Annotated in this window: 21 protein-coding genes and 2 pseudogenes; 6 read left to right on the forward strand and 17 right to left on the reverse strand. The window is 72.1% G+C overall.

The features are described 5' to 3' along the window. Positions 1–7: 7 nt before the first annotated feature. The 3 genes from ASC56_RS01465 to ASC56_RS01475 all read right to left on the reverse strand — a co-directional run bounded on the left by ASC56_RS01465 (position 8) and on the right by ASC56_RS01475 (position 3,177). Positions 8–976 carry an aldo/keto reductase gene (locus ASC56_RS01465; protein WP_055489257.1) on the reverse strand — a complete coding sequence of 323 codons (969 nt, stop codon included), beginning with the start codon at positions 974–976 and terminating at the stop codon, positions 8–10. A 483-nt stretch (positions 977–1,459) separates the two neighbouring features. Continuing rightward, positions 1,460–2,089: an MBL fold metallo-hydrolase gene (locus tag ASC56_RS01470; protein WP_055489258.1), complete on the reverse strand. Its 630-nt coding sequence runs from the start codon at positions 2,087–2,089 to the stop codon at positions 1,460–1,462. After that, entirely contained in the window at positions 2,089–3,177 is a 1,089-nt protein-coding gene (locus ASC56_RS01475) for an S-(hydroxymethyl)mycothiol dehydrogenase (RefSeq protein WP_055489259.1), read from the reverse strand. The genes ASC56_RS01470 and ASC56_RS01475 overlap by 1 nt, the downstream gene beginning before the upstream one ends. A 221-nt stretch (positions 3,178–3,398) precedes the next feature. Between ASC56_RS01475 and ASC56_RS01480 the strand changes: the two genes are divergently transcribed. Further along, positions 3,399–5,153 (forward strand): ABC transporter ATP-binding protein, encoded by a 1,755-nt coding sequence (locus tag ASC56_RS01480; protein WP_055489260.1) that lies wholly within the window; start codon positions 3,399–3,401, stop codon positions 5,151–5,153. A gap of 13 nt (positions 5,154–5,166) precedes the next feature. Here the strand turns inward: ASC56_RS01480 and ASC56_RS01485 are convergent. From ASC56_RS01485 to ASC56_RS01495, 3 genes and pseudogenes are all read right to left on the reverse strand, one after another. Further along, a pseudogene (locus ASC56_RS01485) lies at positions 5,167–5,534 on the reverse strand (MarR family transcriptional regulator); the annotation flags it as partial. Positions 5,535–5,604: 70 nt separating this feature from the next. Further along, positions 5,605–6,345, reverse strand: a complete 741-nt coding sequence (locus tag ASC56_RS01490) for a polysaccharide deacetylase family protein (protein ID WP_055489261.1) — start codon at positions 6,343–6,345, stop codon at positions 5,605–5,607. Further along, positions 6,342–7,742 carry a glycosyltransferase gene (locus tag ASC56_RS01495; protein WP_055489262.1) on the reverse strand — a complete coding sequence of 467 codons (1,401 nt, stop codon included), beginning with the start codon at positions 7,740–7,742 and terminating at the stop codon, positions 6,342–6,344. Before ASC56_RS01495 ends, ASC56_RS01490 begins: the two co-directional genes overlap by 4 nt. A gap of 146 nt (positions 7,743–7,888) precedes the next feature. On the opposite strand from ASC56_RS01495, the gene ASC56_RS01500 reads away from it, so the two are divergent. Together ASC56_RS01500 and ASC56_RS01505 are read left to right on the forward strand one after the other, a co-directional pair. Further along, positions 7,889–8,314: a BlaI/MecI/CopY family transcriptional regulator gene (locus ASC56_RS01500; protein WP_055489263.1), complete on the forward strand. Its 426-nt coding sequence runs from the start codon at positions 7,889–7,891 to the stop codon at positions 8,312–8,314. 4 nt (positions 8,315–8,318) lie between these two features. Beyond that, entirely contained in the window at positions 8,319–9,338 is a 1,020-nt protein-coding gene (locus tag ASC56_RS01505) for a M56 family metallopeptidase (protein WP_055489264.1), read from the forward strand. Positions 9,339–9,534: 196 nt separating this feature from the next. On the opposite strand, the gene ASC56_RS01510 is transcribed toward ASC56_RS01505, so the two are convergent. From ASC56_RS01510 to ASC56_RS01540, 7 genes are all read right to left on the reverse strand, one after another. Next, entirely contained in the window at positions 9,535–10,860 is a 1,326-nt protein-coding gene (locus ASC56_RS01510; protein WP_055489265.1) for an aromatic acid/H+ symport family MFS transporter, read from the reverse strand. A 252-nt stretch (positions 10,861–11,112) separates the two neighbouring features. Further along, positions 11,113–12,063: a catechol 2,3-dioxygenase gene (locus ASC56_RS01515; protein ID WP_055489266.1), complete on the reverse strand. Its 951-nt coding sequence runs from the start codon at positions 12,061–12,063 to the stop codon at positions 11,113–11,115. 13 nt (positions 12,064–12,076) lie between these two features. Continuing rightward, positions 12,077–13,228 (reverse strand): 4-oxalomesaconate tautomerase, encoded by a 1,152-nt coding sequence (locus ASC56_RS01520; protein ID WP_055489267.1) that lies wholly within the window; start codon positions 13,226–13,228, stop codon positions 12,077–12,079. Continuing rightward, positions 13,225–13,935 (reverse strand): 4-carboxy-4-hydroxy-2-oxoadipate aldolase/oxaloacetate decarboxylase, encoded by a 711-nt coding sequence (locus ASC56_RS01525; RefSeq protein WP_055489268.1) that lies wholly within the window; start codon positions 13,933–13,935, stop codon positions 13,225–13,227. Before ASC56_RS01525 ends, ASC56_RS01520 begins: the two co-directional genes overlap by 4 nt. Next, positions 13,932–14,681 (reverse strand): PIG-L deacetylase family protein, encoded by a 750-nt coding sequence (locus ASC56_RS01530; RefSeq protein ID WP_055489269.1) that lies wholly within the window; start codon positions 14,679–14,681, stop codon positions 13,932–13,934. Before ASC56_RS01530 ends, ASC56_RS01525 begins: the two co-directional genes overlap by 4 nt. A gap of 207 nt (positions 14,682–14,888) precedes the next feature. Continuing rightward, entirely contained in the window at positions 14,889–15,539 is a 651-nt protein-coding gene (locus ASC56_RS01535) for a GntR family transcriptional regulator (protein ID WP_055489629.1), read from the reverse strand. Positions 15,540–15,841: 302 nt separating this feature from the next. Then, a complete protein-coding gene (locus ASC56_RS01540; protein WP_159039582.1) occupies positions 15,842–16,261 on the reverse strand; it encodes a hypothetical protein in 420 nt (139 codons plus the stop codon). Positions 16,262–16,430: 169 nt separating this feature from the next. On the opposite strand from ASC56_RS01540, the gene ASC56_RS01545 reads away from it, so the two are divergent. Together ASC56_RS01545 and ASC56_RS43010 are read left to right on the forward strand one after the other, a co-directional pair. After that, positions 16,431–16,796, forward strand: coding sequence for a nuclear transport factor 2 family protein (locus ASC56_RS01545; RefSeq protein WP_055489270.1), 366 nt, complete (start codon positions 16,431–16,433; stop codon positions 16,794–16,796). 119 nt (positions 16,797–16,915) lie between these two features. After that, positions 16,916–17,016: pseudogene (locus ASC56_RS43010) on the forward strand (bifunctional 5,10-methylene-tetrahydrofolate dehydrogenase/5,10-methylene-tetrahydrofolate cyclohydrolase); the annotation flags it as partial. 39 nt (positions 17,017–17,055) lie between these two features. Here ASC56_RS43010 and ASC56_RS01550 read toward each other — a convergent pair. Further along, positions 17,056–17,715, reverse strand: coding sequence for a TetR/AcrR family transcriptional regulator (locus ASC56_RS01550; protein WP_055489271.1), 660 nt, complete (start codon positions 17,713–17,715; stop codon positions 17,056–17,058). A gap of 231 nt (positions 17,716–17,946) precedes the next feature. Here ASC56_RS01550 and ASC56_RS01555 point away from each other — a divergent pair, with 231 nt between their 5' ends. Then, positions 17,947–19,218, forward strand: coding sequence for a YncE family protein (locus ASC56_RS01555; protein ID WP_055489272.1), 1,272 nt, complete (start codon positions 17,947–17,949; stop codon positions 19,216–19,218). A 7-nt stretch (positions 19,219–19,225) separates the two neighbouring features. Here ASC56_RS01555 and ASC56_RS01560 read toward each other — a convergent pair whose 3' ends face one another. The 3 genes from ASC56_RS01560 to ASC56_RS01570 form a co-directional block, all read right to left on the reverse strand. Continuing rightward, positions 19,226–21,094, reverse strand: a complete 1,869-nt coding sequence (locus ASC56_RS01560) for a cellulase family glycosylhydrolase (protein ID WP_371330018.1) — start codon at positions 21,092–21,094, stop codon at positions 19,226–19,228. A gap of 132 nt (positions 21,095–21,226) precedes the next feature. Next, positions 21,227–21,739, reverse strand: a complete 513-nt coding sequence (locus tag ASC56_RS01565; protein ID WP_055489274.1) for a metallophosphoesterase — start codon at positions 21,737–21,739, stop codon at positions 21,227–21,229. A gap of 41 nt (positions 21,740–21,780) precedes the next feature. Then, positions 21,781–24,231 (reverse strand): SpoIIE family protein phosphatase, encoded by a 2,451-nt coding sequence (locus tag ASC56_RS01570; protein ID WP_055489275.1) that lies wholly within the window; start codon positions 24,229–24,231, stop codon positions 21,781–21,783. Positions 24,232–24,744: the final 513 nt, after the last annotated feature.

A 24,744-nucleotide genomic window follows, 5' to 3' on the forward strand; every position in this document is an offset into this window, starting at 1 on the left:
GGCTGCGTCAGTGGCCGCTGATGGCGTGCGGCCGGTACGGCTCCTCCAGCAGCTCGACGTCCTTGTCGGTGAGTTCGACGTCGAGCGCCGCGACCGCGTCGTCGATGTGCTGCGGCTTGGTGACGCCGACGATGGGCGCGGCCACGGTGCTGTGCCGCAGCAGCCAGGCGAGGGCGACCTGGGCGCGCGGGACGCCCCGCCGGGCGGCGACCGATGCCACCGCCTCGACGACGGCCCGGTCCCCCTCCTGGTAGAGCCCCTTGCCGTACTCGTCGATGCGGCTGCGCTCGGTGGTCTCGTCCCAGTCCCGGGTCAGGCGCCCGCGGGCGAGCGGGCTCCAGGGCAGGACACCGACGCCCTGGTCCGCGCACAGGGGCAGCATCTCGCGCTCCTCCTCACGGTAGAGGAGGTTGTAGTGGTTCTGCATGGAGACGAACCGCGTCCAGCCGTTCAGACGGGCCGTGTACTGGGCCTTGGATAACTGCCAGGCGTACATCGAACTCGCCCCGATGTAACGGGCCTTGCCCGCCTTGACCACGTCGTGCAGCGCCTCCATCGTCTCCTCGATCGGAGTGAGGGGGTCCCAGCGGTGGATCTGGTAGAGGTCGACGTAGTCGGTGCCGAGGCGGCGCAGGCTGTGGTCGATCTCCGCCATGATCGCCTTGCGGGACAGGCCGCCGCCGCTGGGTCCCGGCCGCATCCGGCCGTGCACCTTCGTCGCCAGCACGATGTCGTCGCGGCTGGCGTATTCGGCCAGTGCCCGGCCGACGATCTCCTCGCTCGTGCCGTCCGAATAGACGTTGGCGGTGTCGAAGAAGGTGATGCCGGCGTCGAGTGCCCGGCGGATCAGCGGCCGGGACGCCTCCTCGTCGAGGCTCCAGGGTGAACGGCCGCGCTCGGGTATGCCGAAGCTCATACAGCCCAGGCAGATCCGGGACACCTCAAGACCCGTGGAACCGAGCTTCACGTACTCCATGCCACTCCTGCTTTCCCTCGGGGTGGGGCCGGGCGCCGGTGACCGTCCGGGCACGACCCCTCATGGGCCCGCGCCGTGGCGCCGGCGCCCCCGACGACGTGTTCCCTTCCCACCCTGACCGCCACGAAGCCCGGATGCCGCGGCTCCGGAACCTGCCTCCGCCCCCGGAATCCGCCTCCGCGTCCGGAACCCGCCTCAGCGTCCGTACGCGCACCGCGCACGCGTCCGTACGCGCACCGCGCACGCGTCCGTACGCGCACCGCGCACGCGTCGGCCGCGCCCGGCTCCACCGCGATTCCCCGTCCCCCGCGTTCCGCGTCGCCCCTGCGACCAGTGCGACCTGGCCCTCCAGCGGTCCCGGCATGTCCGACCTCCGCGCTCGTAGAACTCGTGGCAACCGTCCACGGGGAGCGTCCCGCGGAAGCCGGACATCCTCTGTCGCCTCTTCACGCCGGCGCTCCGGCACTCCGGCGCGCCGTCGGCTCAGTGGCCGCGCGCGATCCACTCGTCGAGGTGGGGTGCCTCGGCGCCGATGGTCGTGGTCTCGCCGTGGCCGGTGCGGACCACCGTCTCGGGCGGGAGGGTCAGCAGCCGGTTGCGGATCGACTCGATGAGCGTCGGGAAGTCCGAGTACGAGCGCCCGGTGGCCCCCGGGCCACCCTTGAACAGGGTGTCCCCGGTGAAGACCGTGCCGAGCCCCGGGTCGTAGAGGCAGACCGCGCCGGGGGCGTGGCCCGGGGTGTGCAGGACCGTCAGATCGGTACCGGCCGTCTCGATCACCTGCCCGTCGGCCAGCCAGTGGTCGGGCAGGCGGTCGGGGTGGGTCATCTTCCACAGCGGCAGGTCGTCGGGGTGGAGCCAGATCGTGGCGCCGGTCCGCTCGGCGAGGGCGGGGGCGGCGTCGATGTGGTCGTTGTGAGCGTGTGTGCACACGATGGCGCGCAGCCGCCGCCCACCGACGGCCTCGGCGATCGCTTCGGCGTCGTGGGCGGCGTCGATGACGACGGCCTCGTGGTCGTCACCGACGATCCACACGTTGTTGTCGACGTCCCATGTGCCGCCGTCGAGGGAGAAGGTACCGGAGGTGACCAGGTGGTCGATGCGCGCGGTCATCACAGCACCACCACCGAGCGCAGCACGTCACCGCGGTGCATCCGCTCGAAGGCCTTCTCGACCTCGTCGAGGGCGATGGTCTCGGTGACGAACTTCTCCAGCGGCAGGCGGCCCTGCAGGTGCAGGTCGACGAGCATCGGGAAGTCGCGGGAGGGCAGACAGTCCCCGTACCAGGACGACTTGAGGGCACCGCCGCGCGCGAAGACGTCGAGGAGCGGCAGTTCCAGCTTCATCTCGGGGGTTGGGACACCGACGAGGACGACGGTGCCGGCCAGGTCACGGGCGTAGAAGGCCTGCTTGTACGTCTCCGGGCGGCCGACCGCCTCGATGACGACGTCGGCGCCGAAGCCCCCGGTCAGCTCGCGGATCGCCTCCACCGGGTCGGTCTCGCCGGAGTTGACGGTGTGGGTCGCACCCAGCTCCTTGGCGATGGCCAGCTTGCGGTCGTCGATGTCCACCGCGATGATCTTCACCGCGCCCGCCAGGTAGGACCCGGCGATCGCCGCATCGCCCACTCCCCCGCAGCCGATGACGGCCACCGAGTCGCCCCGGCCGACGTTCCCGGTGTTGATGGCCGCGCCGAGGCCCGCCATCACGCCGCAGCCGAGCAGGCCCGCCACGGCCGGGGAGACGGACGGGTCGACCTTGGTGCACTGTCCGGCCGCGACCAGCGTCTTCTCCGCGAAGGCGCCGATTCCGAGGGCCGGCGTCAGCTCCTGGCCGGTGGCGGCCAGGGTCATCTTCTGCGTGGCGTTGTGGGTGGCGAAGCAGTACCAGGGACGGCCGCGTCGGCAGGCGCGGCACTGGCCGCACACCGCCCGCCAGTTGAGGATCACGAAGTCGCCGGGGGCGACCTCCTCGACGCCCTCGCCGACCGACTCCACGATCCCGGCCGCCTCATGGCCGAGCAGGAACGGGAAGTCGTCGGTGATGGCGCCCTGTTTGTAGTGCAGATCCGTGTGGCACACACCACAGGCCTGGATGCGCACCACCGCCTCGCCGGGGCCCGGATCCGGTACGACGATCGTCTCGACCCGAACCGGCTCGTCCTTGCCAGGGGCGATCACGCCGCGTACTTCCTGCGCCATGGTGCTGCTGCCTTCCGTCGCTGGGTGTGGGCGCCTCACGCGCCCGGTGCGGGCCACTGCGGTCCGCACCCATGATCCTTGCGCGGCAGGCACGTCTTCTGCACGCATCCCGCGCGGCGGAATGACCTCGGCCGGACGTTCGGGCGCGCGCGAGGGCACGCGGGGGACGTCTCATCACGCGGCGGACGTAGGCTGAACGCCCCTACCCCGCAAGGAATGCCGTGAGCATCGCAGAGACGCAAGCCGTGCCGCCCGCTTGGCGGCTGCTCCTCGGATACGTACGACCGCACCGGGGGGCGCTGTTCGCGGGCGCGCTCCTGGCGCTGGCCACCGGTGCCACCGGCCTGCTGCTGCCGCTGGTGGCGCGTGGGCTCATCGACGATCTGGCACACGACCGGCCCATCACCCGTGCCCTGCTCGGCATGTCGGGGCTGGTGGTCGCCAACGCGGCGGTGGGCGCGCTGGGTTCGTACGTGCTGCGGCGCACCGCCGAGTCGGTCGTGCTCGGTGCGCGGCGCGCCCTGTCGTCGTATCTGCTGCGCCTGCGGATATCCGCCGTGGACCGCACCGAGCCCGGCGATCTGATGGCCCGTGTCACCTCCGACACCACGCTGCTGCGGGAGGTCACCACCGACTCGCTGGTCGGCCTCGGCACCGGCGGGCTGACCCTGGTGGCGACGGTGGTGATGATGGGCCTGGTCGACCCGGTGCTGCTGGGCGTCACGGTCGCCGTGATCCTGGGTGCGGGCACCGTGCTGGGGGTGATCGTGCCGCGCATCAACCGGGCGAGCCGGCGGGCCCAGGACGCCGTCGGAGTGATGGGGGCCTCCCTGGAACGGGTCCTCGGCGCGTTGCGCACGGTCAAGGCGTCGGGTGCGGAGCACCGCGAGGAGGAGGGCGTCCACGCGGCGGCCGAGGAGTCGTGGCGGCAGAGCGTACGGGCCGCGAAGTGGTCGGCGGCCGCGGGCAACACGGCGGGGCTCGCGATGCAGATCGCCTTCATCACCGTGCTTGCGGTGGGCGGTGCCCGGGTCGCGACCGGTGCCATCGACGTGGGCACGCTGGTCGCGTTCCTGCTCTACGTCTTCTATCTCATGTCGCCCGTCCAGCAGCTGGTCGGCGCGGTCACGCAGTATCAGACCGGCGCGGCGGCGCTCGCCCGTATCCAGGAGGCGCTGCGGCTGCCCGCCGAGCCGTCCGCCCGGCCCGCCCCGCTGCCGTCGCCCGGCGCGCAGCCGGCCGCGCTCGCCTTCCAGGACGTGCGCTTCCGGTACGCGGACGACCTGCCGTATGTGCACCACGGGGTGACCTTCTCGGTGCCGGCGCGGGGCATGACCGCGTTCGTGGGTCCCTCGGGTGCGGGCAAGACGACCGTGTTCTCGCTGATCGAGCGGTTCTACGACCCCGAGTCGGGCACCATCACGCTCGACGGCCGCGACGTGGCCGAGTGGGAGCTGCCCCACCTGAGATCGGCCATCGGCTATGTGGAGCAGGACGCGCCGGTGCTCTCCGGCTCCCTGCGCGACAACCTGCTCCTGGGCAACCCGGAGGCCGACGCCACCGAGGTGGAGCGTGTGGTCAAGACGACGCGGCTCGACGGTCTGGTGGAGCGGCTTCCCCAGGGCCTCGACACGCTGGTCGGGCATCGCGGGACCAGGTTGTCGGGCGGCGAACGCCAGCGTGTCGCGATCGCCCGAGCGTTGCTGCGCCGCCCGCGTCTGCTGCTGCTCGACGAGGCGACCTCGCAGCTCGACGCGGTCAACGAGGCGGCGCTGCGGGACACGGTCGCGGATGTCGCCCGGTCGACGACGGTCCTGGTGGTCGCGCACCGGCTGTCGACCGTGACGATGGCGGACCGGATCGTGGTGATGGACGCGGGCCGCGTGCGCGCGGTCGGCACGCACCGTGAACTGGTCACCGCGGACCCGCTCTACGCCGAACTCGCCGCGACGCAGTTCCTCGCCACGGCCGACTGAAGCCCGGTCCGGTTCAGGAGGACTCGGTGCGGGCCGCGGGGATCTCCGGGACGGCGTCGTCGTCGACGGCGTGGGCGAGGAAGTCGTCGACCGTGCGGGGGAACAGGGTGGCCGGCTGCCGGAGGTCCTCGGGCGACGACGCGGCCAGGGCCGCCTGCATGCCAGGGACACCGGCGTCGCGGATACGGTCGATGGCCTCCTGGCCCGAGGGAGTGAGTTCGATGCGCCGGGCGCGGCGGTCGTCGGGTCGGGCACCCGGGTGACATAGCCGGCCTTCTGCAGCTGCTGCACCTGCCGGGTGACATGTGAGGCCTCGACTCCGAGCCGGTTGGCCGGCTCCCCCGGGCGCAGCGGCTCGGAGTCGGCGATCTGGCGCAGCAGCGGCCGACTCGAGTGACTTTCCCGCCGCCCCGGCCGCCGCCCGCCACCCCGGCCGCCCGCCGCCCGTGCGTCAGGCGGCCGGACGGGCCCAGCCGTGGTCGCGCAACGGGCCTACGGCGTAACCCCGTTGCGCGCAGGTGTCGAGGATGCGGGGTACGGCGCCCAGGGCCGAGCGCCAGGCGCCGGGCGCGGAGGTGCAGTCCGAGTCGTGGAGCAGGATGGTACCGCCGCCGTCCAGATCCGCCGTGACGGTGCGATGGACGGAGTCCGGGGTCGCACGGGCGGTCCAGTCCTCGCCCCAGCAGGTCCACAGCACCGGGGTGAGGCCGAGGCGGCGGGCGGCCAGGTGGGCGGCGGTCGACATGACGCCGTAGGGAGGCCTGAAGAGCCGCGGCTGCCGTCCGGTGATGGCGGCGACGGTGTCCCGGGCGCGGGCGAAGTCGTCGTACGTGGCGCGCGGACCGCGCAGCAGCAGCGGGCGGTGCAGCCAGCCGTGGATGCCGATCTCGTGGCCCGCGGCGGCGATCTCGCGGACCAGGCCGGGCGAGCGGTGCGCTTCGCTGCCCAGCACGAAGAAGGTGGCGTGCACTCCGCGGTCCGCGAGCAGCCGCAGGAACAGCGGGGTGGACAGGGGGTCGGGCCCGTCGTCGAAGGTGAGGGCCACATGGTCGGCGCGGCCCCGGCCCGAGAGGCGGGGCATCACACGGTTGCGCAGCGGACCGAAGGTGGAGACGACGGGCGCGGCGTGGGCGGCGGCGAGGGCGGGCAGCGCGGCCCTGGCGGCCGTGCGGAGCAGTTGTGCGGTGGTCACGAGTGGTGGCCCTCCGGTCGGGGGCCGTGGCCGGGAGCATCGTCGTCCAGATCCAGGCCGTGGCCTATGGCGTGCATCAGACTCGAACCGTCGTACGCCGTCGCGATCCCCGTGCCGACGGCGCAGGCCCACAGGGCGCACGCCGAGGCGGTGGTCACGCCGAGCCGTCGGTAGGTGCGGCGGTTGCGCCGCCCGGAGGAGGGCGCGGACGGACCCGCGGGCGGGGGCGCGAGCCCAGAGCGCTGGACCCGCGCTATCTCCGCCGCCGGTCCGCCCGCCGGGTCGGCGAAGAGGGCGAGGCCCGCTTCGCGCTGGCGCAGCCCCAGCGGTCCCTCGATCAGCTCGCAGAGCACCGCCTTGAGATCGGCAGGGTCGCGGACCCAGGCGGCGACACCCGCCTCGTCCAGCGCGGCGGCGTTGGTCAGCCCGTGGCCCGGAATACAGCGGTAGCTGGCCACGGGCAGGCCCGCGGCGAACGCCTCCAGCGAGGTCAGCCCGCCGGCGTTCTGCACGAGGACGTCGGCGGCGTGCATCAGGCCGGGCATGTCGTCGACCCAGCCGTAGGCGTGCTCGATGCCGTCCGCGCGCAGCTGCTCGGCCAGTGCCTCGTTGCGGCCGCAGACGACGACCGGGACGGCCGCGCCGCAGTCGCGCAGTTCCAGGGCCACCTGCCGGACCGGTCCGACACCCCAGGAACCGGCGACCAGCAGCGCCAGCGGGGCCTGCGCCGGCAGCCCGAACCGCGCCCGCGCCCGGCCTCGCTCCGCCGCGTCGCAGGGGCGGAACCGGGGGTTGGCCACCGGTCCGCACACCCGTACGTCCTGGGCACCGGCGGCCCGCGCCTGGGCCGCGGGCACGGCATGGGCCGCGAGGTGGACGTCCACGCCGTCCGCCACCCACAGCGGATGCACCGAGAAGTCGGTCAGATAGGTGAGGACCGGCACGGTCAGCCGGTCGGCGAGGCGCAGGTTGCCCAGCACCCGGCTGGCCCCGGGGTAGGTGGAGACGACCGCTCCCGTGCCCGGGGGCAGGGCGCGCAGCACCCGGTCCTCGGCGGCACGCAGCAGCGCCCGCGCCGCCGCGCCGCCGCCTCCGGCGCGCTCGGTGCTGGAGTAGATCCGCTGGTAGACCCAGGGAGCCCGGACGAGCATCCGGTGGTAGCTCTCCTTGACGGCGCGGCCGAGCCGGGCGGGCAGCAGGTCCAGCAGGTCGTACCGGTCGACCACGACTCCGTCCGCCACGAGGCGGCGGGCGAGCTCGGCGGCGGCGCCGTCGTGACCGGCACCGACGCTCGCGGAGACGATCACGACCCGGCCCGAGGGCGTCGTCACCGTTCGCGGGCTCGGGACGGCGCCCGCGAGCGCGGGCGGGGGGACCGTACTTCCGACGTGGGGCATGAGCTTTCTTCCTCCGCACATGAGGGGAGCGGCGGAACTCTACAACACGTAGTAGTTCGCGTTTCAAAGCCCGGAGCATACTTCCTACATCCAGTAGTAGCTCGCCGGGTAGTCTGTGAGGCCGGGCGGCGAAGGGAAGGTGAACGGTGCGCGACCGGACGAACGACGACCCCGGCGGAGCATCCGGCCGGCGGGCGCGGGGCGAACTGGAGAGCGGTGTGCTCGCCGCGCTCTGGGCGGCCGACGGGCCGCTGACCGCACGTCAGGTTCGGGAGCGGCTACCGGGCGACCTGGCGTACACGACGGTCCTGACGATCCTGTCCCGGCTGCATGACAAGGGCATGCTCGTGCGCCACCGTGAGGGCCGCGGATACGCCTTCGAGCCGGCCCGTGACGAGGCGTCCCACACCGCCGAGCGGATGCACACCCTGCTGGAGCGCGGCTCCGATCGCGAGGCGGTGCTGACCCGCTTCGTCTCCGAACTGTCGGAGGAGGACGAACAGTTGCTGCAGCGGCTGCTGTCCGGGCACGACGCCCGCGACGACGCCGAGCGCTTCGACGAGAGGCCCTGAGCCGGTGCTGATCAACGTCTACGTTCCGTTCCTCGTCACCGCCGCCCTCACGGTGCTCGCGCCGCGGCCCGCCCGCCGTCTGGCCCCGCGCCCGGCCGCCTGGGCCCTGGCCTGCGCCGCGCTGGTGACCGCGGCCGGCTGGGTGGGGTCGCTGGCCCTGCTGGCGTTCACCGGGTTCGCACAGATCCCCCAGGTGGCCGCGGAGGGCCGCTGGTCGGTGTCCGCGCTGCGCGCCGAGGACCCGGTGTACCTGGTCGTCGCGGTGGTCAGCGCCCTCGCCCTGGCGGCGGGAGTCGTCTCGCTGGGAGTCGCCGCCGTTCGCCAGGGCCGCCACGTCCTGTGGGCGCGGCGGGAGTGCGCCCGGCTGCCCGGCGACACGGAACTGGCCGTGCTCGACGACGACGCGCCGCACGCCTTCGCGCTGCCCGGAGCGCCCGGACGGATCGTGGTCTCCCGGGGCATGCTGCGCTGTCTCGGCGACGGCGAACGCGAGGCCCTGCTGGCGCATGAGCGGGCTCATCTGCGCGGCAGGCACTATCTGTTCCAGACGGTCTGGCGGCTCACTGCGGCCGTGAATCCGCTGCTGCGGCCGCTGGTCGGCACGGGGTCCTTCGTCCTGGAGCGCTGGGCCGACGAGGAGGCCGCGGCGCGCGTCGGCAGCCGTAAGGTCGTCGCCCGCGCGGTCGGCCGGGCCGCGCTCGCGTCCGCCGCCGAAACGCCCCGCTCCGCCGCACTGGCCGCGACCGGCGGAGCGGTGCCCCAGCGCGTACGGGCCCTGCTCGCCCCGCCCCCGCCCCATCGGACCCTGCCGTTCGTCGCGGGCGCACTGCTGCTGACCCTGTGCTGCACGAGCCTGGCCAACGCCGCGTCGGACAGCGAGAAGATGGTCGACAGCGCACGGCGGGCGGAGTGCGCGGCGCGGGCGGCAGCCGCGGGCGCACCGTCGGCCGGACAACCGCCGAAGGAGCCCGACGCCTGCTGCGCCCACCACGGGCACAAGGAGCACGAGCGGCCCCGCGGGTAGCCGGGCGGCGGTCGCCTCCGTACCGGGAATCGCCATCGCGAGGAGTTCGTACGGCGCGTCACGAACCGCGCGAACGCCCCTTCGAGTTCGTCACCCGACGCACGGTGGCACAGGCTTCGGCCGAGGGCGGGACGGGATGAGGCGCCCAGGGGCCGGGCTCGTGCCGGGCCCGGCCCCTGGCGCGAGGCACGGCCGGTCAGTGGCTGGTGATCAGCTCCTGCGGCGTGCTGCCGTGCGCTGCCTGCTTGGACGTGCGCACGGCGGCGAGGCCGATGAAGACCATGGACGACACGCCGGCCACCGCGAAGGCGGTGAAGCCCCAGTCGCCGTGGCCGGCGGCGAGCAGTTGGCCGCCGAGCCAGGGGCCGAAGACGGCACCGAAGCGGCCGATGCCGGAGGTCCAGCCGACCGCGGTGGCGCGGTTGTCGGGGGTGGACCGGATCGAGACGGTCGCGTAGATCATGGTCTGCGCGCTGTTGAGGAACACACCGGCGAGGAAGACCACGGTGAAGGTCAGGGCCAACGGCATGTGGACGCTGAGCAGGAAGACCCCGGCGGCGGTCAGCGCGAACCAGATCGCCGAGATACGGGGGGCGCCGAAGCGGTCGGAGGCGCGTCCGGCGATCAGCATGCCCACGATGCCGCCGAGGTTGAAGAGGACAACGAAGGTGAGGGCGGAGCCGAGGTTGTACCCCTCCCCGCGCATCAGGGTGGGCAGCCAGGTGGCGACGCCGTAGACGAGCAGCAGACCGCCGAAGGACGCCACCCAGTACAGCAGGGTCTGGATCCACTCCCCGCCGCGGAACAGGTTGGTGAGGGCGTTCCAGCGGTCGGCGGGGGCCGCGTGGCCGGGCGCCTCGGGCAGCTCAACCTGGTAGCGGTCGGCCAGTTCGCGGGCCTCCGCGGCACGGCCCTTGGCGACGAGGAAGCTCAGCGATTCGGGCATGAGCTTGGCGAACACCGGGGCGAAGAGGAGCGGGACCACGCAGACCCAGAAGGCGGCCCGCCAGCCGAGCGGCTCCACGACCCACAGGGCCACGTAGGCGGAGAGGATGCCGCCGGCGTGGTGGGCGGTCATCAGCGCGCCGATGGTGAGCGCGCCACGGCCGCGCGGGGCGTAGTCGGTCACCATGCTGATCGCGGTGGGCAGCAGGCCACCGAGGCCGACGCCGGCGAGGGTCCGGCCGAGGCCGAAGACCGTGACGGTGGGCGCCAGCGCGCACAGGCCGGAGGCCAGCGAGAAGAGCGTGATGCAGGTGACCATCAGCTTCTTGCGCCCGATTCGGTCGGCGACCGTCCCCGCGGTCAGGGCGCCGACCAGCATGCCGAAGGTGGCATAGCTGCCGAGGTCGCCGGCCTGGCCGGGGGTGATCCCGAGGGCCTTCTGCTCCAGCATGTGGGGCAGCACCGAGCCGTAGATGAACATGTCGAGGCCGTCGAAGAGCACGGCCAGCCAGCACAGGCCGACGACCAGAGCGGCCAGTCTGCTGCCGCGGGCGGACAGGGCGGTGGAGGAGGACATCGTTGTTTTCCTCTCGTCCAGGGGGCGTTGCCTGGAGGGGATCAGTGAGGCGGGTCGACACGGCTCGTGCGGCTGACCCGGTGGTGCGCTAGACGCTAAGGAGCCGTCCACCGGAGTGTCAACGCTTTTGTCAACAATCTCAGCTACGATCCGGGCTCCTCTGTCTCTCCCCGGAGGGCATGGCGAAGCCGCAGGTGAAAAGGGGGGTGGGCAGCGCACGGCGGTGCGCCGCCCACCCCTCCCTGGCCCGCTTCAGCCGATGGGCGGTGTCCCATGGGTGTGGAAGGACTCGATGGTCTTCAGACCCCAGGCCTGTCCCCTGGCCCGCTCGGCCTCGGTCCAGGTGATCAGCGGCCAGTCCGGCGCCAGGACCAGGCGCGTGAGCGGGTTGCACAGTTCGACGCGGTTGCCGCCCGGCTCGTAGACGTAGAGGAAGAACGTCTGCTGGATGGCATGCTTGTGCGGGCCCGTCTCGATGAACACCCCCGTGTCCAGCGCGAGATCGGCGGCGCGCAGGATGTCCTCGCGGGTGTCGGTGGCGAAGGCGATGTGGTGCAGACGTCCGCGCGAGCCGGTCCAGTCCTCGGTGTAGACGACGTCGTACGACTTGTTCGTGAACGTCAGCCACTTCGCGGCGATCCTGCCGCTGTCGAGCCGGATCTGCTCGGTCGGGCGCGCCCCGAGGAGGTGCTGGTGGAAGTCGGCGTTGGCGGCGACGTCGGCAGCGAGGTAGTTGACGTGGTCCAGGCGGCGTACGCCCACGCCGTGGCCCGGTTTGGCCTGGGGCTGGTTCTTCAGTCCCGGCCTGAGCTCGTCCGGGCAGCGGTACCACTCGGACTCCCAGTACAGGGCGACCTCGTGGCCGTCGGGGTCGGTGGTGACGTACAGGGGGCCGAGACCCGGTTCGTCCTCCGTCCAGCGGCCCTCGCACCCCGCGGCCTCCAACTCCTTCACTCTGCGCCGCAGTGCCTCCTCGCTGGAGGCCCGCAGCGCGGTGCGGCGCATGCCGGAGGTCTCGTGCGCGGTGAGAACCAGGCTGTGGTGCTCGTAGTCGTCCCACGTGCGCAGGTAGACCGAGTCGCCCTGCTGCCCGTTGACCGTCAGGCCGAGATAGTCGGTGAAGAACGCCAGGCTGCGGTCCAGGTCGGGGGTGAGCAGTTCGACGTGCCCGAGATGGGCGATGTCCCCGAGGGGCGGAGTCATCTTCGGCTCCTCCTTATCGGTCGTGTGCGGGTGTGGGGGCGGTGGTGGGGTCCCCGGTGGCGGTCCCCGCTCGTTCCAGCGGAGCCGAGAGCTCGGGAGAGGACCGGGGGAAGACCGTGCCGTCGAAGATCTTTCGCGCGGTGCGTACGACGGCGGTGCGGCGGGCCACCGCGGGCATCCCATCGGAACCGGGGTCGACGCTGGTGTCGATGTCCAGGAACCCACTGGGATGTTCGATGCGTACGCGGTCGCCGCGGACCGGAAGCCGTGCGATCCCCTCCCCCACGCTCCCCGGGATGCGCAGACCCGCCGCCACGCTCGCGGCGCCCAGGACGCCGATGGAGGTGTGGCAGCGCACCGGGATGAAGGTGCGGGTCATGACGGCGCCCCCGCTGCGGGGCGGCGCCAGCAGGCTGAGCTTGGGCACGGTGGCGCGCTCGACGTCGCCGAGATCCATCAGCCGGCCGGCCTCCAGCCGTATCTGGTGCAGCCGGTCGGCCAGGGCGAGGTCCTCCTCCAGGCTCTTGGGGTCCTCGTACCCGCTGACCTTCAGCGAGGGGGCGGCGATCAGCACGGTCGGCATGCCGTTGTCCACACAGGTCACCGGCGTGCCGGCGACGGCGTCGCGGACGTTCCCGGTGGGCAGCAGCGGGCTGTCGCCGGGCGGGAACTCGATCACCACCGGGGCGGCGGTCCCCGGCACGCCGGAGATCTCCGCCGCACCGGCGTAGTCGACGCGTCCGCCCGAGGTGGGGAACGTGGCGATGGCTCGTTCGCCGGTGTTGAGCATACGGATCCGGACGGACGTCTCGCCCTCCCCCGGGGCGACCAGGCCGCGCTCGACGGCGAAGGGGCCGACGCCGGCCAGGATGTTGCCGCAGTTCTGGCGGTCCGTCACCTCGGGCTTGTCCACGGCGACTTGGAGGAACAGATAGTCGACGTCCGCCACGGGGTCCGCCGACCGGGAGATCACCGCCACCTTGCTGGTCAGGGGGTGGGCCCCGCCCAGACCGTCGATCTGGCGCGGATCGGGGCTTCCCATCACGCGCAGCAGCAGGTCGTCGCGTTCGGCGGGGTCGGCGGGGAGGTCCTCGGCCAGGAAGTAGGCGCCCTTGGACGTGCCGCCGCGCATCAGCATGCAGCGCACCTCCCCGGGCCCGGTCACGAGCCGGCTCCGTCCCGCACATATGCGTCGTACGACTGGTAGGTCACGCCCAGCCGTGCCAGGCTCTCGCGCAACCCGTAGCGGTCCAGGCCCAGTTGGCCGTCGAGGAAGGCGGCGCGCGACGCGGCCTCCTTGTTCTCCCTGGCCTCGGACGCCTCGGCCACCGGTCGGGCGCGCTCGCGAGGCACGACCACCACTCCGTCGTCGTCGGCGAGGATCACATCGCCGGGCCGGACCACCTGGCCGCCGATCACCACCGGCAGGTTGACCGAGCCGCCGGTCGCCTTGACGGTGCCCTGCGCGCAGACGGCGGCGGCCCACGCCGGGAAGCCCATCTCGCGCAGTTCGGCGGTGTCCCGGATGCCCGCGTCGATGACGAGGCCGCGCACCCCGCGCCGGTGCAGCGCGGTGGCGAACAGCTCGCCGAACATCCCGTCCGTGGAGGGCGAGGTGGTGGTGACGACGAGCATGTCGCCCTCGCCGCACTGCTCGACGGCCGCGTGGATCATGAGGTTGTCGCCGGGCCAGGACAGGACCGTGACCGCGGTGCCTGCGACGCGGGTGCCCTGCTGGATCGGGCGCAGGCGGGTGCCGAGCAGACCGGTGCGGCCCATCGCCTCGTGCACGGTGGCCACGCCGTATCCGGCGAGCGCCTCGACGTCCTTCGGGTGCGCCTTCGGCGGGTTGGTGACGATCACGCCGCTCATGCCAGCTCCCCCGTGACCTGCGGGTAGGGGCGCATGTACGCCTCGGCGTACGTCTGGTGCGGCAACCCCAGGTTGGGGCCCGCGTTGCGCTTGAGCTGGACGCCGCGGCGGACGGCGAGGTCGGTGTAGTAGTCCCACAGGTGCTGCTGCGCGGCCAGGCACTCCATGGCCTTGCGCTTGGTCTCCCACACCTCGGTGATGTCCAGGAGGACCTCGGGCTTGAAGCCGCACATCTCGGGCTGGTGGGGCTCGAAGAAGAAGACCGGCGGTGCGCCGATGATCTCGCCCTCCGCCGGGTAGCCGATGGCCTGGGCCAGCACACGAGCGTCGAGGGCCATGCGGGCGGCGGCCGGGTGGTCCCCGTTGTAGGGGTCTTCCAGCGGGTGTGTGAGCACGACATCGGGCTGCGCCGCGCGGTAGACGGCCACCAGACGGTCGGTCAGCTCGGGCGTGGCGATCAGCGGGTAGTCGCCGGCGTCGAAGAAGACGGCCTCGGCGCCGAGGGTGGCGGCCGCCTTCTCGGCCTCCTCCCGGCGTATCGCCTTGATCTCCTCCAGCTTCCTGCCCTCCCGCCACGCCTTGGCGGACTCGCCGCGTTCGCCGTAGGTCAGGCACGCGACGGTGACCTTCTCTCCGCGGGCGGCGGCCAGGGCGATGGCTCCCCCCGCGCGCCACACGAAGTCCCCGGCGTGGGCGGTGACGACGAGCGTGGATCGTGGGGTGGCGGGCGCATGACCATGCGTCATTGCTGAGATCTCTCCTCTTTCGGGCGGTTCGCCTCCGGGCGCTTGCCGCCGGTGTCGAGAGCGCGACCGTGCTCAGCCCTTCGGGCCTGCGCACTCCCCCGAGCTCTCGACTTCGCTCGAGCGGGGGAATCCCCCTGCGCCCTCGCTCCGGTGCGCCCCTTCGGCTCACTCGCCGTGATGGACAGGGGTGCGCCCGCCTCGCTCGTGTCAGTCGCGCAGCGCCTCGATGACGCTGGTGAGGTGGGCACGGACGGCCGCCTCGGCCGCCTGCGAGTCCCTGGCCCTGATCGCCTCGATCATGGCCAGGTGTTCACTCAGGGACTGCTGCGGGCGCCCCGGCCTGAGCGCCAACTGGAAGCGGTGACGCACCAGTTGTGCATTGAGCCGCTCCAGCAGCTCCACGGCCGTCTGTTGGCCGGAGAACCGTCTGATCCGGTCGTGCAGGTCCTGGTTGAGCTCGGAGTACGTCACCGGTTCGCCGTCGGCGACGGCCTTGGTCATCGCCGTGCCGAGGTCGGCCAGTTCGGTCAGCTGCTCGTCGTCGGCCGCGGCGGCCGCCTTGGCCGCGCACAGCCCTTCCAGGACCATGCGGCACTCGGTGATGGCGACCGCTTCCTCCACGGTCACCACCCGCACCCGCGAGCCGCGGTTGCGGATCCGCTCGACCAGTCCCTGGCCCTCCAGATCGATGAGCGCCGCCCGGATGCTGGCCCGCGTCACACCGAACTGCTCGGCGAGTTCGTTCTCCACCAGCCGCTGGGCCGGTGCCATCTCGCCGTGCAGGATCGCCTGCCGCAGCCGCTCCAGCGCGTGCTGCTTGGCCTGCTCTCCGGTGCTCGGACGGGCTTCCATCGGCATCATTGCCCTCCCTGAGTGAGTGCCTGTCGAACGTAAATCTAGTCCAACAAGATTGTCAACAATTTTGTTCTCTAAATTGCGCGCACATCTGGCGGCGTACGGTCCCAGGCAGCGCCGCTGTCCGCCGGGCGACGGACCGTCGCACCGGAGCGCGTCAGCCCCTGCGGTGGAGCAAGGCGAGCGGTTCGATCACCGCCTGCGTCGCGGGGTGCGGATCGTCCCGCCACCGGGCGAGGCGCACGGCGATGGGCTTGCCTGTGGCACCCCACGCGCGTCGGGGCCGCTCGCGGACGGCACCGACGTCATGAGCCGTTCGTGACGGGGGCCAGCCAGATCCCGACGATCGCGGCGACCAGCCCGGTGGCCGCGTCGTGCCAACTGGCGCGGGGAGTGGGACCGCCCTGCGCGAGGGCACGCTCACGTTCGGCGGACATGTGAAGCATCCACTCGCGTGCCATGGTTCCGCGTTCGGCGCGGATCTCGGGCGCCAGATCGGGCAGACAGTGGTGCAGTCCGTCAAGCACCTGCCGCAGCGACGGCGAGGACAGGGACTCCTCGACCATGATCGCGCGCATCGCCGGGTCGGTCATCACCTGGGCGCAGAACCGCGCGTACCAGGTGGGGCTGCCCACGGCCGCCAGATCGGCCGCCGGCGGGGCGGCCAGGCCCGTGACGCCGACGGCGAGACCGACCGCGGCGACGATGCGCCGTGTGGAGATCATGCTTCGCGCAACTCCACCGGGCCGCGGCGGTCACGGGCCTTCGGCCCGGCTGCGCCGGGGGGCGCACAGGTCCGCTGCGCTTGCCGGGGCCCGCACGGCGGAGGAGGCTCGAAGAAGAGGCCTTCGCGGCCCACCGCTCGCCGGGCCGCGGCCTTCCAAGGAGGTCACCATGGGCACCGCGGCAGGTACCGCCTTCGACACGGAGACCCTGCGCCGAGGCATAGAAGGGGAGGACGCGGCGACTCTGCTGTCGCTCTACACGGACGACGCGGAGATCCGCATCATCGACCGCAACACCCAGCCCAGTCACCCGAAGGTCCTGCACGGCCGGCACGAGATCGGCGACATGCTCGACGACGTCTACAGCCGGGACATGACCCACCACCTGGACCAGTGCGTCGTCCAGGGTGACCATGTCGCCTTCACCGAGTCGTGCCGGTACGCCGATGGTGTCCGGGTGCTCGCCAACTCGATGGTTTCGTTGCGCGACGGCAAGATCGCCGAGCAGATCCTCATCCAGGCATGGGACGAGTAGGACGGCGACGGCCCCGAAGGTCCAGGTCGGCTCGCGGCTCTCCCGGACCTTCTCGGCGCGGGCGGCACTGGGCCACCGGCGCCGGACCGGCCGCTTCGACCTGACGCGACCCGCTCCCCGACGTCAAGCCGGGGGCCGTGGTGATCGACGCCGGGTACAACCCGGGCAACGACGGCGACGTCGACTTCGAGCCGCCGTCACCCGGGCCGCTCTCATCACTACCCACGAGCGAAGCGCGGGGCGGGGCGGGGGCCGCGGCTCAGGCGTCCGGCGGCCATCCCGCCGGGCGCAGTATGGCCAGCAGCTGCCGGACCAGTTCGTCCACGATCTCGTCGAGGGACGCGTCCACCCAGCCGGCCCGCCAGTCGTGCAGCAGACCATTGACGCTGCCGATGAACGCCGTGGCCGCGATCCGGTAGTCCCGCGGGGCCGCTTCGCCCCGCGCGGCGGCTTCGGCGGCCTCCGCGCAGATGAAGTCGACCCAGCGGGAACGGCGTTCGAGCCGCTGCTCCTCCAACCGGGGGCTGACCCCGATGATCTCGACGAAGGTGATACGGATCCGGCGCGGATCGGAGGTGACGTTCGCCGCGTAGGCCCGGAAGATCGCGGCGGCACGCTCGGGGAGCGGCAGGTCGCGGGCCTCGACGAGGGCGGCGTGGGCGGCCTGTTCCGCCCAGTCGTTGACCTGGAGGTGCAGGGCGGCGAGGACGTCCTCCAGCGTGTGGAACTCCTCGTAGAACTGACGGGTCGACAGCCCTGCCGCCTCGCTCAGCGCCGCGACCGTGGTTGACCGGAAGCCGGGGCTCTCGCCGAAGAGCTGGAGCGCGGCCTCCAGGAACCGCCTGCGCCGCTCGGCCTGCCGCTCCTCGGCCGACCTGCCGCCGTACCGGCCCGTCGGCTGCCTGAGCCTGCCCGCCACAAGCTTCCCCCCTCCTCACGGTGATCCGTTCGCCTGCCGCCCAATTTTGTCGTGCACGGAGTCTTGTGAAGGGGGCCGCCCCTTCCTTACTTTCCAGTAAGTCACTCTGAACGCAGTCGTGTTCAGATTTCCGGGCCGCAGCTTCCCCGGTTCAGGCGATCCGGAGCACCAGTCGGCAACCATTGTCATGCCCCCACCAAGAGCTCGGCCATCACAGAGAGGGACTCCGTCATGTCCGTCCTCAGAGCCCGGCACCTCCTCTCCATCGCCGCCGTCCTCGCCCTGACCGCCGGCGGCACGGCGACGGCCGCCTCCGCGCAGGACTCCTCCGCCGCACTGCGGGAGGTGATGTTCGTGGGCAACAACTGGGACGGCACCGCCGACGTCATCAGGTCCAGCGGTGACTTCGCGCGGATCGGCCGCATCAACGTGATCCCCGACAAGAACCAGCGGATGGCGGAGATCAACGCCGATCCCATCAGGTGGATCTACTTCCAGGCCATCCGCAACAGCGTCGGGGAGGGGCACGACCAGTTCGTCGACGACATGTACTCCACCCCGGACGGGAAGTCGATGGTCGTCTCCCGGCCGAGCTTCGCGGACGTCGTGTCCATCGACCTCGCCACCGGAAGGATCAACTGGCGCTTCCCGGTGGCGGGTTACCGAGCCGATCACATGGGCCTGTCCCCCGACGGCACCCGGATCGCGGTCTCGGCCTCGACCGCGAACAAGGTACAGGTGCTGGACATCGGCACCGGCAAGGAGCTGGGCGAGTTCGCCACCGGTGACAAGCCGCACGAGAACATCTTCACCAAGGACGGCAAGTACCTCTGGAACATGTCCATCGGTGAGGTCAACACATCGCTCGACGACCCGGCTCTGGACTGGACGAAGGGCGACCGCCACATCACGATCGTGGACGCGACCACCTTCAAGCAGGTCAGGACCATCGACATGCGGAGCCGACTGGACGCCGTCGGCCTCAAGGACTTCTCCAACGCGGTACGGCCCGCGGTCTTCGGCCCGGACGAGTCCAAGCTCTACTTCCAGGTGTCGTTCTTCAACGGCTTCCTGGAGTACGACGTGGCCGCCGACCGGATCACCCGGGTGAAGACCCTGCCGAAGAACCCGGCGACCAGCGAGGACCGTACGACATGGGTCAACGACTCACGCCACCACGGCATTTCCATGAACCCCGCCGGCACCAAGCTGTGCATAGCGGGGACCATGGACGACTACGCGACCGTCGTCGACCGCGCCACCCTCCAGGAGGGCCCGCTCGTCACCGCGTCCAAGCCCTACTGGGCGACCGTCAGCGGCGACGGCAAGGACTGCATCATCTCCGAGAGCGGCGCCGACCAGGTCACCGCGATCGACTTCGCGACGGGCCAGAAGGTGGTCTCGGTCCCGGTCGGCGACCACCCGCAGCGGGTGCGCCTGGCGCACGTCCCCGCGGACTGGACGGGTCCCTCCGCCAGGGCCCTTCCGACGGGTCTCCGTTAGAAGCGCCCTAGCTGATCTCCTTCGCCGCCCATGCCGACAGCTCCGTCCGCGCCGCACTCAGCAGGGTGGCGGACGGAGCCGTCGCCCCGTTCGTGACCAGGGCGTAGTGCAGGGAGTTCGCGTCGGAGGCGGTGAGCAGGAGCCGCTTGCTGCCCGTGCCGCCGGGTTCGTTCGCCACGGCGATCGGGGTGGACCTCGTGTACCCGGGCGGTCCCGCCACGGTGCCGAGGTCGGAGACCACCGTGGTGGAGGCGGCCGGGAAGGAGGCGGGCAGATGCAGCTCCGTCGGCGCCGAGGAGTCCTTCGAGCGCCAGACCAGGAGTCCGTACTGCCCCGACCCCACCAGCTGCGCCACATTCGGGAGCGAGCTCGGGACCGGGTTCCAGGTCAGCGCCGCCGAACCGTCCCGGGAGCGGTCCTCGTAGGTGAAGGCGACCGTGGTTCCGGCCGTGGCGCTCGGGTAGAGGCGGTCCAGCAGGCGGCCGTCCTGCCGCAGCACGGGGGCGCCCGTGCCGTCGAGCGCCACCGCCGAGAGGTCCTCGTCGTTCCACGCGTCCGCGGAGGTGAGGACCTTGTCGGGGTTGCCGTTCATCAGCTCGTGGTGCCGGCCGTTGTAGAGGTCCCACTGCCACTGCGTGCCGGACAGCACCGGCCCCGAGTCCACCGGGTTCGACCACCAACTCGCACCCGGCAGGCGGGAGTCGAGGGCCTGGTACATCGCCTTGACCACCGTGGGGGCCTTGTCGGAGACCGGGCCGGTCAGTGGATGGCCGAACTCGCTGACGATCGCGGCCGTGCCCAGGGCGGCGGCCCGGTCACGCACGCTCCCGAAGTCATCCGCGTACTGCCCGTCGCTCGCCTTGCCCCACATCAGGATGCCGGAGATGGCCTTCTGGTCGTAGAAGTGGGTGTTGAAGACGTAGCGCGGGCCGATAGCGCCGACGTCGAGGAGTCCGCCCTCCTGCTTCTGGGAGGAGATGTTGGCGTTCCAGAAGAGGTTCGGCTCGACGAAGGCCGGCTTGTCCTGCCAGCCCGCCGCGTCCATGCGTGCGCGGACCTTCGCGTAGAACGGCCAGAGCAGGTTCCGCTCCCAGCCGCGGCTCGTCTGCCCGGAGTCGTACGTGCCCGCGTAGGGCTCGTTGAACGGGTCGAGGCCGACGACGTTGGCGAACTCGTCGTCCGTCAGCCGCTGTTCGACGTACGCCATGGTCTTCTCGGCGGTGGCCAGGAACGCGTCCTGGACACCGTACGCGTTGTGCCAGAAGTCGTACGACGCCTTGGTCACCGCGTGGTTCTGGGTGATGTTCTGTCCCCAGAAGAGACAGATCCCGCAGGACTCGGTGGGGTAGTCGCCCGCGTCCACCGCCCACTTGGGGGCGCCGTCGCCGGTGTACCAGCTGCCCTGGTCGAAGAGGTGGCGGGAGTAGAGGTCCTGGTGGAAGTCGGGGAAGACGCGGATGCCGGCGTCGAGGAACGCGCGCATCTGGTCGGTGACCGCGGCGAGGTAGGCCGTGTCGAGCCGGCCGCGCACGGGCTCGGCATGCGCCCAGGAGAGCAGGAAACGGACCGTGTTGCCGCCGCCCAGGGTGCGCAGGGCGGTCGCGGACTTCCTGGCGTCGGCGACCGAGGCGAACGGCAGCCCGCCGTTCTCCTCCAGCTTGGTCTCGCCGGAGACGTTGTAGCCGCGCAGGACGACCTCGCGGCCGAGGCCGTCGGTGAAACGGCCGCCCTGGACGGCGAGGGTGGTGGCCGCCTGGGCGTCGAACCAGAGGGAGTCGGGAAGGGGGGCGGCGGCCGCGGGCCGGACGCCCGACGCCGCGAGGAGGCCGGTGAGCGACACGAGAACGCCGAACAGACGCACGCGTAACCTTGCCATGCTCATAACAATCAGGGCGATTCACGAACTGCGTCAACACCCCTGCGCCGCCCCGATGAACGCGCTTTCCACGGCCATGGGCTCACTGGGGCACGTCCATGCTCGAAGGGGTGCGCTGGACGTGCCCGGCAGTCATCCCAGTCCCTTGCGCGGGGGCAGCCGGTGCGTCTCCACGGCCGTCAGTGCGCCGCCCTGCACGACCGCCGTCATATAGGTGCAGTGGGGCTGGCGCCGCCGATCGGTCGGGGAGCCGGGGTTGAGCAGCCGCAGCCCGGTGTCCGTGATGGTGTCCCAGGGGATGTGGCTGTGACCGAAGACCAGTACGTCCAGATCGGGGAAGCGGTCGGCGCAGCGGCGCTCCCGGCCCTGGGCGGGGCCGGTCTCGTGGACTACACCGAGGCGCAGACCGTCGAGCTCGGCGCGGGCCACTTCCGGGAGCCGGGCCCGCAGGGCGGGGCCGTCGTTGTTGCCGTGCACGGCGATCAGCCGCGCGGACCGGCTCTCCAGCAGGTCGAGTGTGGCGACGTCCACCCAGTCGCCGGCGTGGATCACGACGTCGGCGCGCGGGAGTTCGGCCAGGAGCTGTGCCGGCAGTTCCCGGGCACGCTTGGGGACGTGGGTGTCGGACATCAGGAGCAGACGCACGAGGTCAGGGTGTCATGGCGGTCGGCGCGGGGCACCCGGCGTCAGGTGCCCTCCGGGCACGGCGACGGCTCCAGGACGATGTCCGCCCACACCTGCTTGCCGCCGCTGACCGGGAGCGTCCCCCACGCCGTCGACATGGCCTCGACGAGCAGGATGCCTCGGCCGCCCGTCGCCTCCCAGCCGATGCTCGTCGGCTGGACCGGGGTGCGCGGCGAGGCGTCGGCGACCGCGACGCGCAGCCGGTGGTTGAGAAGGGTGAGGTCCAATCGGACCTGGCCGCCTGTGTGCACGAGTGCGTTGGTGACGAGTTCGGAGACGACGAGGAGCACCGTGTCGAGTCCTTCCGTCATGCCCCAGGCGCGGAGGGTGCGCCGGGTGAAGCGGCGGGCGTGCCGGACCGCCTCGGGGACGCGCCACACCGTCCAGCTCTCGCGCTGCGGGCGCATCTCCAGGCCGTCGTAGCGCATCAGGAGCAGGGCCACGTCGTCGCTGCGGTTGGCCTCGGCGAGCAGGGCGTCCGCGACGAGCCCGAGGTGCCGGGGATCGGCGGCGGACAGTCCCTCGGCCAGCCCGGCGAGACCGTCCTCCAGATCCACGTCGGCGGACTCGACCAGGCCGTCAGTGGTGAGCGCGACGACCGTGCCGGGCTGCAGCCGCAGCTGGCTCATCGGGAATTCGGCCTGCGTCATGACGCCGAGGGGCGGTCCGCCGTCCGTGTCGGTGATCTCCGTGGTGCCGTCCGGGTGACGCAGCACGGGCGGGAGGTGGCCGGCGCGGACGGACCAGGCGATGCCCTCCTCCATGTCGACGTCCACGTAGCAGCAGGTGGCGAAGAGGTCGGACTCCATCTCCACGAGGAGCCGGTTGGCGTGCGAGACGACGACGTCCGGGGGGTGCCCCTCGGCCGCGTATGCGCGCAGGGCCGTACGCATCTGGCCCATCAGGGCGGCGGCGCTCGCGTTGTGGCCCTGGACGTCGCCGATGACGAGGGCCACATGGTTGTCGGGCAGCGGGATCACGTCGTACCAGTCGCCACCAAGCTCCAGGCCGGCTGTGGTGGGCAGATAGCGGGCGACGGCCTCCGCACCGGGCAGCCGCGGCAGCCGGCGCGGCAGAAGGGCCCGCTGGAGCATGCCGATCAGCTCGTGCTCGGCGTCGAAGGCACGGGCCCGCACCAGCGCCTGCCCGGCGAGGCCCGCCACGGCGGTGAGCAGGGCGCGTTCGTCGGTCCCGAAGTCGTGCGGGCTGTCCCAGCCGACCAGGCAGGCACCGGCCACCCGGCCGTCCGCGGGCAGCGGCAGCACGGCCAGTCCGCCGGGGCCGACCTCGGCGAGCGCGGGTTCCAGGTCCGTCCCGGCGGGCCAGATCGCGGCCCGGCCCTCCCGAAGCGCGGCGGCGAGGGTCGGCATGGCGCGTACGGGGGCGTCGGGCCACTCCGAGCGCCATTCGGTGCGCCACAGCTCGGGCCAGGCCTCCGGTTCGGGCGGGTCCAGGACGGTGACGACGAGCCGGTCGGACTCCAGCCCGGCGAGCGCGATGCGATCGGCCTGCAGCGGTTTGCGCAAGGCGGCGACGACGGCCTTGCTGACGTCGCGGACGGTGCCCGCGGTGGCGAGAGCCGCCGCGAGCCGCTGGATGCGGGTGACGTCGCTGACGGCAGGGCCGAGTGTCGCGGCGTCGGCGACCGTTCCGACGAGCCGCGCCGGGCGGCCCTCCCCCGCGGGCAGCAGCCGCCCGCGCAGCCGCAGCCACTTCGGCACGCCGGAGCGCTGGAGGGTGCGGAACTCCAGCTCTCGGTCGCCGATCGACATGTGGTCGGCCTCGACCACGGACATCAGGGAGGGCAGGTCCTCCGGCACGGCCCGGGCGAGCAGGGTCTCGACCCTGCCGTCGAAGCCGTCCGGTTCGATGCCGAACAGCTCCAGCATCTCGTCGTCGACCTCGACCCGGCCGCTGTCCATGGCGAGACTGAACGAGCTGCCGGACGGCTCGCCGCTGCCGGGCGGAGGCGGCACCGGCCTGGTGACGGCCTCGGCGACGAGCTGGAGGCACTCGCGCTCGTCGGCGTCGAAACCGTCGGCCCCGTCGCTGACAGCGGCCAGACATCCCTCGTCCCGCAGTGGCAGGACGGCCAGTGAGAAGTCCCCGGCCGGGAGCCGGCGCGCGTCGGCCCAGAGACCGAGGTCCTCGGGGGTGAGCCAGCGGGGCTGCCGGGAGCGGTGTACATCGGCGGCGGGCCCGCCGGACAGGGGGTAGGCGTCGCGCAGCCCGTAGAGTGCCCTCGGCACGCCGACCGACTCGGTGAGGCGCACCTGGTCACCGTCCTCCTCGGGGGTGTAGACGGCGACGAGGGTGGCTCCGGCGAAGATGAGGGCGTGTTCGAGTACACGGCGGAGGCGTTCACGCGGTTCCAGGTCCGCGCTGAGCGCCTTGAGGGCAAGTTCGGCACGCAGGGTTCTCGTTCTGCGTCCCGCAGCGCCCTCACTGCCCACTCTGCAATTACAGCGCTTCCACGACGCTTGCGCAGCCCCTATGAGCGTGTCGACACGCCGGTACCTGCGCGAGCGGCGCGCCGCGGGCGCTCTCGGTGGTCTGTGCACCCGGGTTCCCGGCAGTGACTCAGGGCGCTTCCGACGGATCTCCGCGGGACAAGGAGCGGCGTTCGGTGCGTGCTCTCGGCGTGCCGCGCGGAAGTCTTCGTGGCGGCGCTACTTGGGCTTTCGCGCGGTGCGGCGAGCGGGGGCACCTCCTGGCCGAAGGCTGGGGGCGCGTGCCGGGTGGTCGCGACGCCGCGGAGATCCATCGGAAGCGCCCCAGGTGTTCCTGAGAGTGACAGGGCACCCGCAGGAGGTTGGACCGGCCCTACGGTGGTCCTGTCGGCGCGGCCGGGGCAGCCGCCTCCGGCGGACAACCGGCCGACCGCGGCACGCCGACACCGGGCGAACGCGCCGACGGTGACGCGCCGACACCTGGCGAAGGCGCCGACGGTGACGCGCCGACACCCG

Source organism: Streptomyces sp. TP-A0356 (assembly GCF_001417775.1).
Classification (GTDB): Bacteria; Actinomycetota; Actinomycetes; order Streptomycetales; family Streptomycetaceae; genus Streptomyces.

Bases quoted from the DNA above. Each gene is read 5' to 3' on its own strand.
- ASC56_RS01465 (WP_055489257.1), bottom strand. From the start codon at position 976: ATGGAGTACGTGAAGCTCGGTTCCACGGGTCTTGAGGTGTCCCGGATC.
- ASC56_RS01470 (WP_055489258.1), bottom strand. From the start codon at position 2,089: ATGACCGCGCGCATCGACCACCTGGTCACCTCCGGTACCTTCTCCCTC.
- ASC56_RS01475 (WP_055489259.1), bottom strand. From the start codon at position 3,177: ATGGCGCAGGAAGTACGCGGCGTGATCGCCCCTGGCAAGGACGAGCCG.
- ASC56_RS01495 (WP_055489262.1), bottom strand. From the start codon at position 7,742: ATGCCCCACGTCGGAAGTACGGTCCCCCCGCCCGCGCTCGCGGGCGCC.
- ASC56_RS01510 (WP_055489265.1), bottom strand. From the start codon at position 10,860: ATGTCCTCCTCCACCGCCCTGTCCGCCCGCGGCAGCAGACTGGCCGCT.
- ASC56_RS01515 (WP_055489266.1), bottom strand. From the start codon at position 12,063: ATGACTCCGCCCCTCGGGGACATCGCCCATCTCGGGCACGTCGAACTG.
- ASC56_RS01525 (WP_055489268.1), bottom strand. From the start codon at position 13,935: ATGAGCGGCGTGATCGTCACCAACCCGCCGAAGGCGCACCCGAAGGAC.
- ASC56_RS01530 (WP_055489269.1), bottom strand. From the start codon at position 14,681: ATGACGCATGGTCATGCGCCCGCCACCCCACGATCCACGCTCGTCGTC.
- ASC56_RS01535 (WP_055489629.1), bottom strand. From the start codon at position 15,539: ATGCCGATGGAAGCCCGTCCGAGCACCGGAGAGCAGGCCAAGCAGCAC.
- ASC56_RS01540 (WP_159039582.1), bottom strand. From the start codon at position 16,261: ATGATCTCCACACGGCGCATCGTCGCCGCGGTCGGTCTCGCCGTCGGC.
- ASC56_RS01545 (WP_055489270.1), top strand. From the start codon at position 16,431: ATGGGCACCGCGGCAGGTACCGCCTTCGACACGGAGACCCTGCGCCGA.
- ASC56_RS01555 (WP_055489272.1), top strand. From the start codon at position 17,947: ATGTCCGTCCTCAGAGCCCGGCACCTCCTCTCCATCGCCGCCGTCCTC.
- ASC56_RS01560 (WP_371330018.1), bottom strand. From the start codon at position 21,094: ATGGCAAGGTTACGCGTGCGTCTGTTCGGCGTTCTCGTGTCGCTCACC.